Below are 13,947 nucleotides of genomic sequence, written 5' to 3'. Positions count from 1 at the left end.
ATGGGAACGCCGCGATGACATCCACGAAGCGTTCCTCGGTCTGGCGACATGCGTGATCTGCTACCGCCACATCAAAACCTTCTGTTAGGAACTCTTAGGTAGATCGTCGGCGGGCTGACTCGCCAAGGCCGGGGAGCCCGAGGCGAGCGTCCGGGCCGGGCACTGGTAGTACATGCCGTTCTTGCGCGGACTGCCCTCCATTTGCCGTCCGCACGCCGAACAGCGAATCAGGCCCCGGAACAGGTACCGGTGCTTGACGGCGCGGGCGGATCGCTCGGTCTTGCGAGCGGGCCGCTTTGGAACGACGCAGCAGTTGAGCCTGCGTGAAGTCCTCCACCGAGATGTTTCCGGATGAGCAGGCTTCCGCGAGCGGACGACGCGGTCCGGCGCGCGCGCCGACGTCAGCTCCGGACTCGCGCATGAAGCGTGCCAACCATTTTCGCCAACCTGTCGTGCGGATACACCACCAGCACACCCTCGTTCACGAGCGCCACCAGCAACATCTGGCCTCCGCACGCAATCCGGCGGCGAGGCCGTACCCGCAACACGGCTCCCGGCGAATTGACCTGCGTCTCCTCGCGCGACTGGTCGTCGATCCGCCCGGTAGCCGGATGACGGGCACGGTGGCCCGGGTTCGGTGGTGATTTCACGATCAATTCGGGCGAGTGGCAGCCGACGTGGTGCGAGCCAGCGGCCAGGCCATGGCATTCCTGGGCACGATGTCGGTGATAGCCGGAAGGTGCTCAATCGCGCGAGGTTCGGGCCGGGTCGCGCGCGCCTCCTCGCCCCGGGATCGACTGCACCAGCTGGCTCGTATACGGGTGCCGGGGTGAGTCGAGGACGGTTGTCGTTGTGCCGTCCTCGACGATTCGGCCGTGCCGGAGCACGACAGTGCGGTCGGTCATCTGGCGCACCACGGAGAGGTCGTGGGTGATGAAGAGCATGCTCATTCCCTGCGAGCGGCGAATTTCGCGCAGCAGTTCGAGAATCTGGGCTTGCACCGACACGTCGAGCGCTGCGACCGGCTCGTCGCAGATGAGAAGTTTCGGCCGCACCGCGAGGGCTCGCGCGATCGCGACGCGCTGGCGCTCACCGCCGGACAAGGCGCTCGGCCGGCGTCCGGCATGGGTGGCGGGCAGGCCGACCAAGCCGAGCAGTTCGCCCACTTCGTCTTTGCTGCCGCCCGGTTCCCCGCGTGCGGCGGCCGCCTCGCGCAATGTCGCGCCGATCGTGCGCATCGGGTTGAGGGCCGCGTATGGGTCCTGGAAGACGACTTGGACGTACCGTCGCACCTCGCGCAGCGCCGAGGCGGAGAGCCGCCGGTAGTCGCTGACATCGTGCTTGCCCAGCGTGATGGTGCCGGAGGTCGGGGATTCCAGGCCGAGGATGCAGCGCGCCAGTGTGGTCTTGCCGGACCCGGTTTCCCCTATCACGCCGAGGGATTCCCCTTCGTCGATGCTGAAGGAGACGTCTCGGACGGCGTGGATGGTGCGTGCCCGCGAGATCAGCGAGGTGGTCCGGAAGCTCTTCGCCACGCCGGTCACGGACATCGCGGCCGGCGCGGGCGGGCGGCCGGGTGGCGGGATCGGCACGATCGCGGTGTCCCGGCGGGCGATCAGCTCGGCTGCGATTTCCCCGGCCCGGCGGCACGCGGAGCGCCGGGCGGGGCCGAGTTCGACCAGCGGTGGCCGCGCCTCGGAGCAGGATGGTCGGTGCCAGTCGCACCGGGCCGCGAACGGGCACGTATCGCTGACCTCGTCCGCCGGGGGCACGTTTCCCGGGATGGAGCTGAGCTGCTCCACCAGGTGCTCGACCGGCGGCTCTGCCAGCATCAGGCCAAGACTGTAGGGATGCCGTGGAGAACCGGCGAGTTCGCCGGCCGGTCCCGATTCGACGATCGAGCCGGCGTACATGACCACGATCTCGTGGCAGAGCGAGAAGGCGATTCGCAGATCATGCGTGATGAGGACGAGTGCCATGCCTCGTTCGCGCTGCATGCGGGCCAGCAGGTCGAGCACCTCGGCCTGTGTGGTCGCATCCAGTGCGGTCGTCGGTTCGTCCGCGATGAGCACCTCGGGGTCGCCCGCCAGTGCCGCCGCGATCGCGACGCGCTGGCGCATACCGCCGGAGAGCTGGAACGGGTAGCACCGGGCGACCTGTTCCGGGTCGAGACCGACCTCCTTCAGCCGGGCCGCGACCTCGGCGCGGGTGGCCGCCCGGTCGCGGCGCACCACCTTCGGCAACGATTCGCGCAGTGTCTCGTGGATCGTCTGCAGGGGGTTGAGCGAGGTGAACGGATCCTGCAGCACCATGCTGAGGCGCTGCCCGCGCAGCCGGCGCAAGGCCCGTTCGGACGAGCCGATCAGCGGCCTGCCGTCGAACCGGGCTTGTCCCTCGGCGTGGACGCCGTCGGGCAGGACGCCGAGAAGCGCGCGGGCGGTCAGGCTCTTGCCGCTGCCGGATTCGCCGACGATCCCGAGCGTCTGCCCTGGCCGCAGCTCGAAACTCACCCCCTCGACGAGTACCCGGCTGTGCTTGCGGGTGCGCGCGGTGATCTTCAGGTCGTCGACCGAGAGCAGCGCCGGGGTGCGCCCGGGTACGAGCGTGGCGGTGCCCGGCCGTTGCAGACTGTTCACGCGCGATCACCGGTGACCGAGAACCGGTCGTAGAGCCAATCGCCGATCAGTGTCACGCTCGTGGCGGTGAGCGCGATCATGACACCGGGGGCGAGGGACAGCCACGGGTTGGTGTCGAGCAAATTCCGTCCGTCTTGGAGCATCGATCCCCAATCCGGGGTGCCGGGCGGAACGCCCAGCCCCAGGTACGCCAGCCCGGACAGGCTGATGAGAGCGATCACGAAATCGAGCAGGAACGTCGCGATGAGCGTGGGCATGATGGTGGGCAGTACGTGCCGGGTCATGATCCGGGCCGACGACAGGCCCAGCGTCCGCGCGGACTCGATATAGGGCATCCGCGCCTGGACCATCGTGGCGCTGCGGCACAGCCGGGCCTGGCTCGGGATGCCGAGCACGGCCAGTACTGCGATGGCGAACCAGTAGCCGCCGCCGACCACACCGACGATCACGATGATCACCAGCAGCGCCGGCAGCGCGTACATCAGGTCGGCGAACCGGTTGACCAGCGTGTCGAGGATGCCGCCCCGGTAACCGGCGAGCACCCCGAGCGCGCCGCCGAGCACCACGGTGCCCAGTGCGACGGCGATGGGGCCGACGATCGCGATCCGCGCCGCGTAAACGATTTGCGAGAGCACGTCGCGGCCGAGCTGATCAGTCCCGAGCAGGTGGCTGCCCGTCGGCGGGGAGGCGCTCAGCAGGAGGTCCTGCCGGAAGGGGTCGTACGGGGTGAGCAACGGCCCGAAGACCATCAGGACGAGGGTCACGACCATGAACAAGCCGGCGATCAGGACCAGGACAGGCGGGCGGGATCGGCGGGCGGCGCGGGGCGTGGCCGATGCGGCGAGGCCGGCCATCAGACGCCTCCTCGGGACGCGGAGCGGGTGCGCGGGTCGAGCACGAGGGCGAGCAGGTCCACCACGAGGTTGACGATCACGACGAGCAAGCCGAGCAGCATCACCAGTCCTTGGACCACGGGCACGTCCTTGTTCGTCACGGCTTGCAGCAGCAGTGAACCGACTCCGGGCACGGAGAACACCTGCTCGGCGAACAGCGCCGACGACACGGCCGAGATCAGGAGGATGCCGACGCTCGTGACGACCGGCAAGGACGAATTCCGCAGTGCGTAGCGCAGCATGATCCGGCCCCGGCTGAGCCCGCGCACGCGGGCGAAGGTGACGTAGTCCTGTGTCATCACCGTGAGGCTCGCCGCCCGGGTCTGGCGGATCACGATCGCCGACAGGAAGATCGCGATCGTGAGGGCGGGCAGGGTCAGGTGCGCGACGCGATCGGCGAACCCGCTGCCCACACCGTAAACGGGAAACCAGCCGAGTGCGACACCGAAGACGTACAGCAGCACGATCGCCATGACGAACGACGGCGCACTGATCCCGACCGTGGCGAACAGCGACACCGTGCGGTCCTCCGCGCGGCCGCGCCGGATGCCGGCGAGGAGACCGAGCGGGATGCCGAACGCCACGACGATCAGCAGTGCGTAGCCCGCGAGCCCGGCCGACAGCCCGATCCGGCCGGTGATGAGGCCGAGGACGTCCGAGTCGGTTTCCACCGAGATCGACCGGCCGAAGTCGAGCTGCACCACGCTGGTCAGCCAGTTCCAGTACTGCGCCGGAAACGGGTCGTCCAGGTGGTACTTCGCGGTGAGTGCGGAGACCAGCTCGGGGGTCGCCTGCCGGGGGCCGATCAGCGCCTGGATCGGCGACCCGGGGCTGATCGTCAGGAGAGAGTAGACCAGCAGGCTCAGGATCAGGAGCAAGGCGGCCATGCCAAGGAGCCGCTTGCCGAGGAACACGGCGATGGTCACGATCGGGAACCTCCTTCGCTTCCGTCCCTGGCTCTGCTCACCGGGTCGCGCGCACGTAGTCGATCCAGGAACCGCTGAGCAGGTCGAAGAACGACGGCGTGGTGGTGAAGACGAACCCCTTGCCTGCGACATAGACGTTGTGCTGCGAGAACAGGGGGACGTAGGGCACCTGGTTCGCGACCTCGGTGAGCACCGTCTTGGTCGCCTCCCACTGCCGGTCCTTCGGGTACGCGCCGGCCGTCTTGGCGTCGATCATCGGGTACGCCGACTCGATCGCGGGCGAGGTGAAGTTGGCACTGTTGAGCATCTGCGGGCGCATGCTCGCCTTGCCGACGATGCCGGGAAGCGGCGCGGTCACCTCACCGCTCAGAATGGCGATGTCGGGGAACACCTGGATTCCGGTCGCCCGGTGGCTGAAGAAGGTCTGGAACCACTCCTGCGCGCTGACCGGCTTGAGCTCGAGCGTGATGCCCAGCTGCTTGAGGTTCTCCTGCAGGCTCAGGAGCAGGATCTGCTGCCAGGTCGCGCCGCTGCTGTACGTCATCGTCGTGGCGAATCCGTGCGGGCGGCTCGACTGCGCGAGCTCCGCTTTCGCCTTGCCGAGGTCGAAGCCGGTGGAGGGGAGCTGGTCGAGGAATTGCTGCGCGGCGGTCAGCGATGGCGCCGCGCCGGTGAACCCGGCGGCAGGCAGCAGTCCCTTCAGCAGGTCGGCGCGTCCACCGAAAGCGGCCTGCGCGATGCTCTCGCGGTCGAGCGCGTACGCGATGGCCTTGCGCACGTGGACATCGTCGAAGGGGGGCGTGTTCAGATCCATCGACAAGAAGCTGGTCGACGGGTCGTGCGCAGCGTAGAGCGACGAGCCCTCGATCTTCTCCCACTGCGGCGCCGTCTTGACGTCGATCGGCTGCGCAGCCTGCACGGAGCCCGAGCGCATCGCGAGCTGCGCGCTGGCGTCCTGGGTGAACCGGGTGAAGGTCAGGTTCTGCACCTTCGGCTTCTCGCCCCAGTACTGGTCGTTGGGCACCAGCTTGATGTCCTGAGCCGTTTGTGATTGGTAGCGATAGGGTCCGGTGCCGATCGGCAGCGCGGACGGGGTACCGAGGTCGTCGGGGTGCGACTGGGCGAACTTCGCCTGCTGGATTTCGACGGTGCCGGCAATTTTCTCGCGCAGTCCCGGCAAGCCGATCGGCCATTGCCACTTCACGGTGAGCTCGTGGGCACCGGAACTCACCGCGCTCGCGAAGCCTTGCATGACTGCGGCCGTTTCGGCGGTGGGAGCCGCGGCCGCGGTGATGCTCCAGACCGCGTCCGCCGGGGACAGCGGAGTGCCGTCGGAGAACTTGACGCCCTCACGCAGGGTGTAGACAACGGTTTGCGGGTCTGTCTGCCGCACGGAGACCGCGAGGTTGGGCGCAAACCGGACCTGGCCGTCGGCATAGGAGAACCGCTCCAGCGGCTGCGTCACGAGCGTGCTGATCTGCGCGGTCGCGATCTTCGTGGTCCTGCCGTTCAACGAGGTCGGCCATTGGGTTGCCGCGTAAGTGAAGGAGGCGATCGGCGCATCGGACGGCGGCTTGCGGGAGGCGTTCTCGGGCGAACCTGATGCGCAGGCTGCCAGCAGGACGGCCGTGGCGGTTGCCGCAGTGGTGAGCGCTGCGTGCTTTCTCAGCGGGATTCGCATGATGAGCTCCGGACTCGCGAAGGGGTGGCGTCGCCGGGCCCGCGTTCGCGCCGTGCCCGTAGCCAAGGGAGAGGTGCTGCCCTCAACTGCATATCGGGGGACTATACGATCCATCGCGCTCATTGACAACCAGTCTCAACCAAGTGGTTCGACGCGGGTGGGCTCGGCTGGCTCGGTCGGCCGTAAAATGCGGTTGTGCAAGGGATAACCGGCTGATCCGCCGAAGCCGGTCGCCCGGTCGAGAAGGGTGGATCGGTTGACAAGAGCGAGAATACTTTTACTATTCGTCTAGATCGATCGTCCGACCCCGGAAGCGAGGTCTGAGATGCCGGACCCACGGAGCGGCGAGGTCGCGCCGGCAGGCGTCCTCGCCGCGCATTTCCCGGGACGCCCCCAGGAGGCGAGGTACTTCGACACGGCTTCGGTCGGCCTGGTCCCCGCCGCGGTCCGGGAAGCGGTCGGCAGGTGTTATTCGGCGCTGGAACACGGCAGGCTGGGCACCGCGCAGCTGAACCGCCGAATTGCCCAGGCTTATGAACTGCTGGCCGCGGAGTTCGGGGTGACAGTGCCGGAAACGGCCGTCGCGTCGTCGACCTCGGACGCGGTCGCGGCGATCACCCGCCTGATCCCGTGGCGCAGCGGAGACGAAATCATCGTGCTGGAGCAGGATTTTCCCTCGATCGTGATGCCGTGGTATCACGCCGGGCCCGGTGCGCGCGTCCGGAAGGTCGCGCCACTGGCCGGTGACGAGCGATTGACCCCGTTGCTGGCGGCCATCGGACGGAATACGCGGGTCGTCGCCGTGTCCCACGTCAACTCCACGACCGGAACGCGGCTCGACCTCGTCGCGCTCGGGCGGGCGTGCCGCGAGGCCGGCGTCCTGCTCGTCGTCGACGGTGCCCAGGCGGGCGGATGCCTGCCCGCGGAAGCCGAGCACGTCGACTTCTACGTGTGTACCGGGTACAAGTGGCTGCTGGCCGGGTTCGGGGTCGCCGCGGTGGTGGGGAGGAAGGAGACGCTGCGCCATCTGGGGATCCGCGCGGGGCACTCGTTCTCGGCGGCGCTGGCGTACGGCTATTTCAACGTCCCCGGTGTGTGCGCGCTCGGTGCGGCACTGGAAGTCCGGCAGCAGATCGGTACCGAGTGGATCACGGCCCGGGCAGGGGAACTGGCCGCGCGTATTCACCGGGGTTGCGTTTCGCTCGGTCTTCCGCCGGTCGCGCCGATCGAGCGCACCGGCACGCTGGTGTGCCTCGACACCGCTTTCGACCCGGAAGCGGCCACGGCCCGGCTGGCGGCACAGGGTGTTCACGTGGCCGCGCGCGGTTCGCGGCTGCGGATCTCCGGGCATTTCTACAACAGCGACGAAGACGTCGAGGTGCTGCTCGCTTCGCTGGCCGGGCTGGCGCGACAGCACCCGAGGCACCGGCCATGATCCGATATGTGATCGTCGGCGCCGGTGCCATCGGCTCGACTTTGGCCGCGCAGCTGCACCTCGCCGGAACTGAGGTCGTGCTCGTCGCGCGTGGCGAGCACCTGCGGACACTGCGGGAGCGGGGCCTGACCTATACGCGGCCGACCGTGCGGCACCAGCTCGATCTCACCGCCGTCGGCCATCCGGACGAGGTGGCGCGACTGCGGTCCGGCGACGTACTCGTCTTTGCGACCAAGGCGCAGGACGTCGAGGCGGCTGCGGACCAGTGGGCATGGCGTCCGGTCGAGACGGCGGACGCATGCCGGGGCACCGCTGCGGAGGTGCTGCCGGTGGTCACGCTGCAGAACGGCATCGACAGCGAGCGGACAGCGTTACGCCGGTTCACCACGGTCGTGGGGGCCAGCATCGCGGTGCGGGCGACGTTCCTGGAGCCGGGCAAGGTGTCTTCGCACGGCGAATCCGCCGGACGCATCTGGCTGGGGAAATACCCGGCCGGGATCGATGCGGCCACTGCCGGCATCGCTGCCGATCTCGCGCGAGCGGGCTTCTCCGTCCGGCCCGTACCGGACATCCTCGGCTGGAAGGCGGCCAAGCTGCTGACGAACCTGATGAACATCCTGGTGGCGCTTTACCGCGCCAGTGAACTGCGCGAGCAAGTCGCTCATCAGGCCGTGCAGGAGGCGCGGGAGGTGTTCGCCACCGCAGGTATCGGGCTGGCCGAAACGGCTGCGGCGGAACGGATCGGCTTGTCGGCGGTGTCCGGCACCGCGGACTCGGGGCGCGACGGCTGGCAGGGCAACTCGACCTGGCAAAGCCTGGCAAGGGGCGCCTCGGTCGAGACGAACTACCTCAACGGTGAGATCGTCCTCCTCGGGAGGATGCACGGAGTACCGACGCCCGTGAACGCCGCACTCCAGCGGGTCGCCGCGCACGCCTGCACCGCCGGACCCGGGCCGGCGAGCCAGGGCGACGACGAACTCAGGGCCGCGCTCGGCCTTCCACGGTCGTGACGAGCACCACATCGGACAGGGAAATGGGGACGGATGTCGAGGACGAACCACAACAGGGACAAGCCGGCGGAACCTGATCGCGGCCCACGCCGTTCGGGATACACCACCGCCGAACGGGCGCACGCGGCGCTGGTGGTCGGGCTTCTCGGGCCGATCGTGCCGGTACTCGCCCAAGCACTCGAACCCCGGACCGAAGTGGTTCTCCACGACCTCACGCGCATGCCCGCGACGATCGCCGCGATCGGGGGCACGATCACCGGCAGGGAAGTCGGCGGGCCGGTCACCGACCTCGGGCTGCGTGCGTTCCGCCCCGGACGAGTCGAGCACCTGATCCGGTACCGGACGGAAATGGACGGCATGGCGATGCGTTCGTCGAGCATCTTCTTCGACGCTCCATCCGGAAATCCGGTCGTGTGCTTGTGCATCAACACCGACATCGCCGCTTTCGAAGAGGCACAGCGCATGCTGAGCGCCGTCACCGCGATCGCCACGCCGGGAAAGACTCGCAGCCCGACTCCGATCGATGCGGAGACCTTTCCCGGTTCGATCGACGCGCTCGCCGAAGGATTGATCCAGGATGCCATCGCGGGGGTCGGCGTGCCGGTCGAACTGATGAAGAAGACCCACAAACTGGACGTCGTCCGCGAACTCGAAAGCCGCGGGTTCTTCACGATTCGCGACGGGATCAACCTCGCGGCTCAGCACCTCTCGGTCAGCCGTCCCACGATCTACAACTATTTGAACGAAGTGGCGGCCGATGAGCCCGGCAGCGCCCTCGGAAGGGACCCAGCATGACCCGACGCAGGCTCGACCTGGTCCTGCAACCCGTGATCGACGCCCCCCGCAGCGGAGTGGCCGTCTCGTACACCGTTGCCGGGGTGAGCTTTGCCGCCGGTGCGACGATCTGCCGGCTGCCCAAGGTGATCGTCGGTATCCCCGGCGCCGAGATCAGGCGGCTGCGGGTCGCCGACCGGGGTGGCACTGTCCCGGTGTCCGAAGCAGCCGGTGCCGCCAACTCGTCCTACACCTATCGCAACTGGATCGCCCGCAAGGAGACGGACGGGGATCTCCACGTAAGCTATTTCGCGCCGGTGCGTGCCGTCGACGCGTGGACCGTGAATGGACCGCTGTTCGACCTGCGCGGTGACTCCGCCGGGATCGAGGGCTCCGGGATCACCTTCCTGGCACTGCCCGAACTGGACGACGAGTTCGCCCTGACCGTGTCCTGGGACCTCACCCGGATGCCGCCCTCGGCCCGTGGCGTGTCGAGCCTCGGCGACGGCACTGTGCTCACCCAGGCGCCGTTGACCCGGCTGACGGAGTGTTTCTACATGGCGGGTGAAGTGTCGCAGTGGCCTGAGCCCGGGCCGGAGCAGGCGGCGGTCATGCACTGGCTGAGCACTCCGCCGTTCGATGCGGCGGCGGTCGCGGACCACGTCGACCGGATCTTCCGTGCGATGAGCGAGTTTTTCGACGACCGGGAGGAGGGTTACCGCGTCTTCGTGCGGCGGCATCCCTACGACGGTGACGGCGGTACCGGGTTCCACCGGTCGTTCGCTTTCGGCTACGGCCCGCACGGGAAGCCGACCGTCGAAAGCCTGTCCGCGCTGCTCGCCCACGAAACGGCGCACACCTGGCCGCGGATGGACGGCGGCCACGGCGAAACCGCTTGGTACACCGAGGGAACTGCGGAATACTACTCGCTCGTCATCCCGTACCGCGCGGAGATCATCTCCGCCGGGGAGTTCGCCCGCCTGGTGAACGAGCGGATCCGGGCGTACTGCACGAACCCGTTGCGGGCCTTGGGAAACGACGATGCCGAAGGGCTTTTCTGGACCGACAGCCGAGCCCTGCGGCTGCCCTACGGGCGCGGCCTCGCGTACTTGCTCAACCTCAATGCACAGCTGCTGGAGGCCAGCGGTGGCGAGCGGGGTGTCGACGACTTGGTGCTCGAGGTCCTGCGCCGGCACCGCGCCGGAGAGGCGGTGACCACCTCCGATTGGGTCGAGCTCGTCGTCCGCGAGCTCGGCGAGCGGGGGAGCGCCGACTTCGCCGCCATGACCGACGGCGAGCCGCTGACCATCCGGCCCGATGCGCTGGGCGACGAGTTCACCGCCGCCGAGGTCGAGGTGCGTGGCACCGAGCTCGGATTCGACTTCACGAGCCTCACCGGCGGCGTGGTCTCCGGCCTGGTACCCGGGTCCCCGGCGGCGAAAGCAGGCGTCCGCGACGGCGACCGGATCGTCTCGGCACCGGCCAGGACAGAGCTCATGGAGAACCCGGGTGGACTCGTCGACCTGACGCTGGAACGCGGCGGGGAGCAGGTGCTGGTGCAGTACGCGGGGGAGGGACCGCCGATCCATGTCCTGCAGTGGCAGGAAAAACGCGGATGAGCTCGCTTCGCCGCGCTGCCTCGCCGGTGAGAGCCACCCGGTGAACCTGCCGACCGGGGGACAGCGTCCCGAAACGGCGTCATCCTGCACCAATCCCAGGTTAGAGGTGAGCATGTCAGAGCCGGTTTCGTCAACGCATACCGTCCACATCGGAGGGACCGGGCAGTCCTATACGGCGCGAGTGCGGGCAGTTCCGCTGGTCGACGACACGGGTGAACTCCAGGGGCACCTCCATGCTTATGCCTATCTCCTGCACGACGACCGGCCCGGCGACCGCCCCGTCGTGTTCCTGTTCAACGGCGGTCCCGGCTCCAGTTCCCAATGGCTGCATCTCGGTGGTCTCGGCCCGCGCCGGGTCGCGCTGCCCGGACCCGGTTCGGGCTCGCTGCCCGGCTACCACCTCGAGGACAGCCAGTCGTCGCTGCTCGGGGTCGCCGACCTGGTTTTCCTCGATCCGCTCGGCACCGGGTTGAGCCGTGCGGTCGACGAAGACGCACAGCGGAGGGTCTACTCGATCACCGGCGACGCACGGGCGTTCGCACAGGTGGTCCACACCTGGCTCGCCGAGGAAGGCCGGATCGGCTCGCCCAAGTACCTTCTCGGCGAGAGCTACGGGACGGTGCGGGCCGCGTTCCTTGCCCGTGAGCTTCTGCACGGCCGCAGTCCCATTGCGATCAACGGCATCATTCTGCTGTCGCAGGGGGTCAACCTTCAGGAAACAGTAGGGCGCGCGGGCAACATCACCGCGCGGGTCACGGCGCTGCCGTTCATGGCGACCACTGCCTGGTACCACGGAGTCGGCTCGCGCGGCCACGACACCGCCGAGAGCGCCACGAAGGCGGCACTGGATTACGCCTACGGCGACTATGCGTCAGTGCTCCTTCGCGGCAGCCTCGCGACAGACGGCGAGGTGGCCACCGCAGCCGCCCGGTTGGCGGAGATCACCGGCGTACCCGCGGATACGTGGAAGCGAAAGCGCTTGCAGCTCACCAAAGCCGAGTATCGCACCCTCGTCCTCAAGGAGCGCGGCCAAATTGTCGGCACGATGGACGCCCGATACGTCGCCGACGCCGAAGACCGAGCTTTCAACGAGCGGACGATCGATCCTGCGCACGCGCGTACCGCACCGGCGTTCGTGGCGGCTGTCGAGCAGTACCTGCGCGAGGAGCTCGGAGTGCCGACCGACGGTGGGTACCGGAGCTTCGACCAGCGTGCGTTCGGCGAGTGGCGATGGTCCGACGAAGGGGTTTCGGCCGGCGGGTACGGCAGCCGTAACCCGTCGCCGTTCAACGCGTTCGAACACGTCGGAGTGCTTTCCTCGTACTTCAAGGAGATCGCGGACTGCCGGTTGTTCGTCGGCACCGGGTGTTACGACACGCTCACGACGGTCGGCGCGGCCAACCACCTGGTGACCCAGTACGGCCTCCCGGCCGACCGGATCACGCAACGGTGGTACGAAGCCGGGCACCTGATGTACACCGACAAGGACGCCGCACTCCGGCTGGCCGGTGATCTGGACGACTTCATCACCGGACATTCCGCGGACAGCCGCCGGGACGGGAAGGCAAAACATGGCTGACCGTCATATGTGTGTCACCGCAACCGGAAAACCCATCGACTACACCGCGCGGTGGACGTCGTACCCTGTTCTCGGCGCTGATGGTGAGGCGATCGCCACTGTTTCCGCCACTGCGTATGTTGCGGAGCCGGTTGACCCTGCCCGTCCGGTCACGTTTCTGTTCAATGGGGGGCCGGGAGCCTCTTCGTCACCGTTGCACATGGGGGCGTTCGGACCGAACATCTTCAGCACCACTGTGGACGGTGGCCGGGAGATAGTGCCCAACCCGCACACGTTGCTCGACTGTAGCGACCTCGTCTTCGTCGACCCGGTGGGAACGGGCTTCAGTCGCGAGCTCGCACCCGACGGTGGGGCGCCGTACCTGACCGTCCACGGCGACGCGGCCAGTGTGGAGGGCCTGATCCGGCGGTGGCTCACCGAGCACGGCCGTGCTCATTCGCCGCTGCATCTGGTCGGCGAGAGTTTCGGCGGGTTCCGGCTCGCGACGCTGTGTGCGAGTATCGCCGATCTGCCGGTGGCTGGGCTGGTATTGATCTCACCGTTGCTCGACGCCACGGCGACCGCACCGGGCAACGACCTCACGCACGCGCTGGAGCTGCCGACGATGGCCGTTGCCGCGTGGTTCCACGGGTTGGCGTCTCCGAATGCCGCCGATGCCGCGGAAGTGTTCGACACTGCTGAGGTGTTCGCACGGGATGACTACCTGCGTGCGCTGCACCAAGGCTCAGCGCTCGACCCCGCGGAGCGGCACCGCGTCGGCGGGCGGCTCGCGGCGTTGCTGGGACTGCCGGTCGAGGTTGTGCTCGACGCGGATCTGCGGGTGGACAGCGAGGATTTCCTGCGTCGCCTGCTCGCCGACCGGGACGAGCTGGTCGGCCGGTTGGACGTCAGAGTCACCGGGCCGATGCCGCCACCGCCGGACCCTGACGGGCCGCCCACTGTCGACGACCCGGCGCTGGGCATGATCGACACCAATGTCAGGCACTCCGACGCGCTCGCCGACTACCTCCGCACCCACGCCGGCGCGACAGCCGAAGGACCGTACGTCTCGCTGTCGCTCGAGCTCGGCTTCCGCTTCGACTGGCGCAGCGCCGACAGAGAGGAGGCGTTCTATGTCAACCAGACCACGCACCTGGTGAAACTTCTCAAGGAACGGCCGCAGGCAAGGGCCCTCCTCATCGGCGGCTACTTCGACCTCGCCACCGTGCTGAGTGGCACCATCCATGCGGCCACCCATTCGGGCATGCCCACCGACCGGACCGAGGTGCTGACCCTCACCAGCGGTCATTCCCTTGAGCCCTCGGTACTTCCGGCCGTCACGGCGGCGGTCCGCAAGCTCATCACCCACGCACCCGGACATTGACCCAGCGCCGTTTGCCCGTCGAGGGCAGGAT

General features: G+C 68.2%; 11 protein-coding genes. 6 read left to right on the top strand and 5 right to left on the bottom strand.

Annotated features, from left to right (window positions below; all coding sequences use genetic code 11):
- Positions 1-84: 84 nt before the first annotated feature.
- The 5 genes from OO71_RS53065 to OO71_RS01535 form a co-directional block, all read right to left on the bottom strand.
- A complete protein-coding gene (locus OO71_RS53065; RefSeq protein WP_342669908.1) occupies positions 85-201 on the bottom strand; it encodes a hypothetical protein in 117 nt (38 codons plus the stop codon).
- A gap of 542 nt (positions 202-743) precedes the next feature.
- Positions 744-2,636: a dipeptide ABC transporter ATP-binding protein gene (locus tag OO71_RS01550; RefSeq protein ID WP_245633535.1), complete on the bottom strand. Its 1,893-nt coding sequence runs from the start codon at positions 2,634-2,636 to the stop codon at positions 744-746.
- Positions 2,633-3,490, bottom strand: coding sequence for an ABC transporter permease (locus tag OO71_RS01545; protein ID WP_033287710.1), 858 nt, complete (start codon positions 3,488-3,490; stop codon positions 2,633-2,635). Before OO71_RS01545 ends, OO71_RS01550 begins: the two co-directional genes overlap by 4 nt.
- Positions 3,490-4,455 carry an ABC transporter permease gene (locus OO71_RS01540; RefSeq protein ID WP_084144641.1) on the bottom strand — a complete coding sequence of 322 codons (966 nt, stop codon included), beginning with the start codon at positions 4,453-4,455 and terminating at the stop codon, positions 3,490-3,492. The genes OO71_RS01545 and OO71_RS01540 overlap by 1 nt, the downstream gene beginning before the upstream one ends.
- 37 nt (positions 4,456-4,492) lie before the next feature.
- Positions 4,493-6,259 (bottom strand): ABC transporter substrate-binding protein, encoded by a 1,767-nt coding sequence (locus OO71_RS01535; protein WP_084144640.1) that lies wholly within the window; start codon positions 6,257-6,259, stop codon positions 4,493-4,495.
- Positions 6,260-6,461: 202 nt separating this feature from the next.
- On the opposite strand from OO71_RS01535, the gene OO71_RS01530 reads away from it, so the two are divergent.
- The 6 genes from OO71_RS01530 to OO71_RS01505 all read left to right on the top strand — a co-directional run bounded on the left by OO71_RS01530 (position 6,462) and on the right by OO71_RS01505 (position 13,916).
- Complete coding sequence (locus OO71_RS01530) at positions 6,462-7,571, top strand: aminotransferase class V-fold PLP-dependent enzyme (RefSeq protein ID WP_033287708.1); 1,110 nt, start codon at positions 6,462-6,464, stop codon at positions 7,569-7,571.
- Positions 7,568-8,581 carry a ketopantoate reductase family protein gene (locus tag OO71_RS01525; protein ID WP_211260418.1) on the top strand — a complete coding sequence of 338 codons (1,014 nt, stop codon included), beginning with the start codon at positions 7,568-7,570 and terminating at the stop codon, positions 8,579-8,581. The genes OO71_RS01530 and OO71_RS01525 overlap by 4 nt, the downstream gene beginning before the upstream one ends.
- Before the next feature lie 33 nt (positions 8,582-8,614).
- On the top strand, positions 8,615-9,376 hold the full coding sequence (locus tag OO71_RS01520; protein WP_051790895.1) for a helix-turn-helix transcriptional regulator: 762 nt from the start codon (positions 8,615-8,617) through the stop codon (positions 9,374-9,376).
- Positions 9,373-10,974, top strand: coding sequence for a M61 metallopeptidase family protein (locus OO71_RS01515; RefSeq protein WP_033287707.1), 1,602 nt, complete (start codon positions 9,373-9,375; stop codon positions 10,972-10,974). The genes OO71_RS01520 and OO71_RS01515 overlap by 4 nt, the downstream gene beginning before the upstream one ends.
- A gap of 181 nt (positions 10,975-11,155) precedes the next feature.
- Positions 11,156-12,553: a S10 family serine carboxypeptidase-like protein gene (locus OO71_RS01510; protein ID WP_033287706.1), complete on the top strand. Its 1,398-nt coding sequence runs from the start codon at positions 11,156-11,158 to the stop codon at positions 12,551-12,553.
- Complete coding sequence (locus tag OO71_RS01505; protein ID WP_084144638.1) at positions 12,546-13,916, top strand: S10 family serine carboxypeptidase-like protein; 1,371 nt, start codon at positions 12,546-12,548, stop codon at positions 13,914-13,916. The genes OO71_RS01510 and OO71_RS01505 overlap by 8 nt, the downstream gene beginning before the upstream one ends.
- Positions 13,917-13,947 lie beyond the last annotated feature (31 nt).

The organism is Amycolatopsis jejuensis (assembly GCF_000717335.1).
GTDB lineage: Bacteria > Actinomycetota > Actinomycetes > Mycobacteriales > Pseudonocardiaceae > Amycolatopsis > Amycolatopsis jejuensis.
This window is presented reverse-complemented; position numbering and strand designations above follow the sequence as displayed.

Excerpts from the sequence above, each read along its gene's own strand:
- OO71_RS53065 (WP_342669908.1), bottom strand. The coding sequence starts at position 201 with ATGGAGGGCAGTCCGCGCAAGAACGGCATGTACTACCAGTGCCCGGCC.
- OO71_RS01545 (WP_033287710.1), bottom strand. The coding sequence starts at position 3,490 with ATGGCCGGCCTCGCCGCATCGGCCACGCCCCGCGCCGCCCGCCGATCC.
- OO71_RS01535 (WP_084144640.1), bottom strand. The coding sequence starts at position 6,259 with ATGAGCGCGATGGATCGTATAGTCCCCCGATATGCAGTTGAGGGCAGC.
- OO71_RS01530 (WP_033287708.1), top strand. The coding sequence starts at position 6,462 with ATGCCGGACCCACGGAGCGGCGAGGTCGCGCCGGCAGGCGTCCTCGCC.
- OO71_RS01525 (WP_211260418.1), top strand. The coding sequence starts at position 7,568 with ATGATCCGATATGTGATCGTCGGCGCCGGTGCCATCGGCTCGACTTTG.
- OO71_RS01520 (WP_051790895.1), top strand. The coding sequence starts at position 8,615 with ATGTCGAGGACGAACCACAACAGGGACAAGCCGGCGGAACCTGATCGC.
- OO71_RS01515 (WP_033287707.1), top strand. The coding sequence starts at position 9,373 with ATGACCCGACGCAGGCTCGACCTGGTCCTGCAACCCGTGATCGACGCC.
- OO71_RS01505 (WP_084144638.1), top strand. The coding sequence starts at position 12,546 with ATGGCTGACCGTCATATGTGTGTCACCGCAACCGGAAAACCCATCGAC.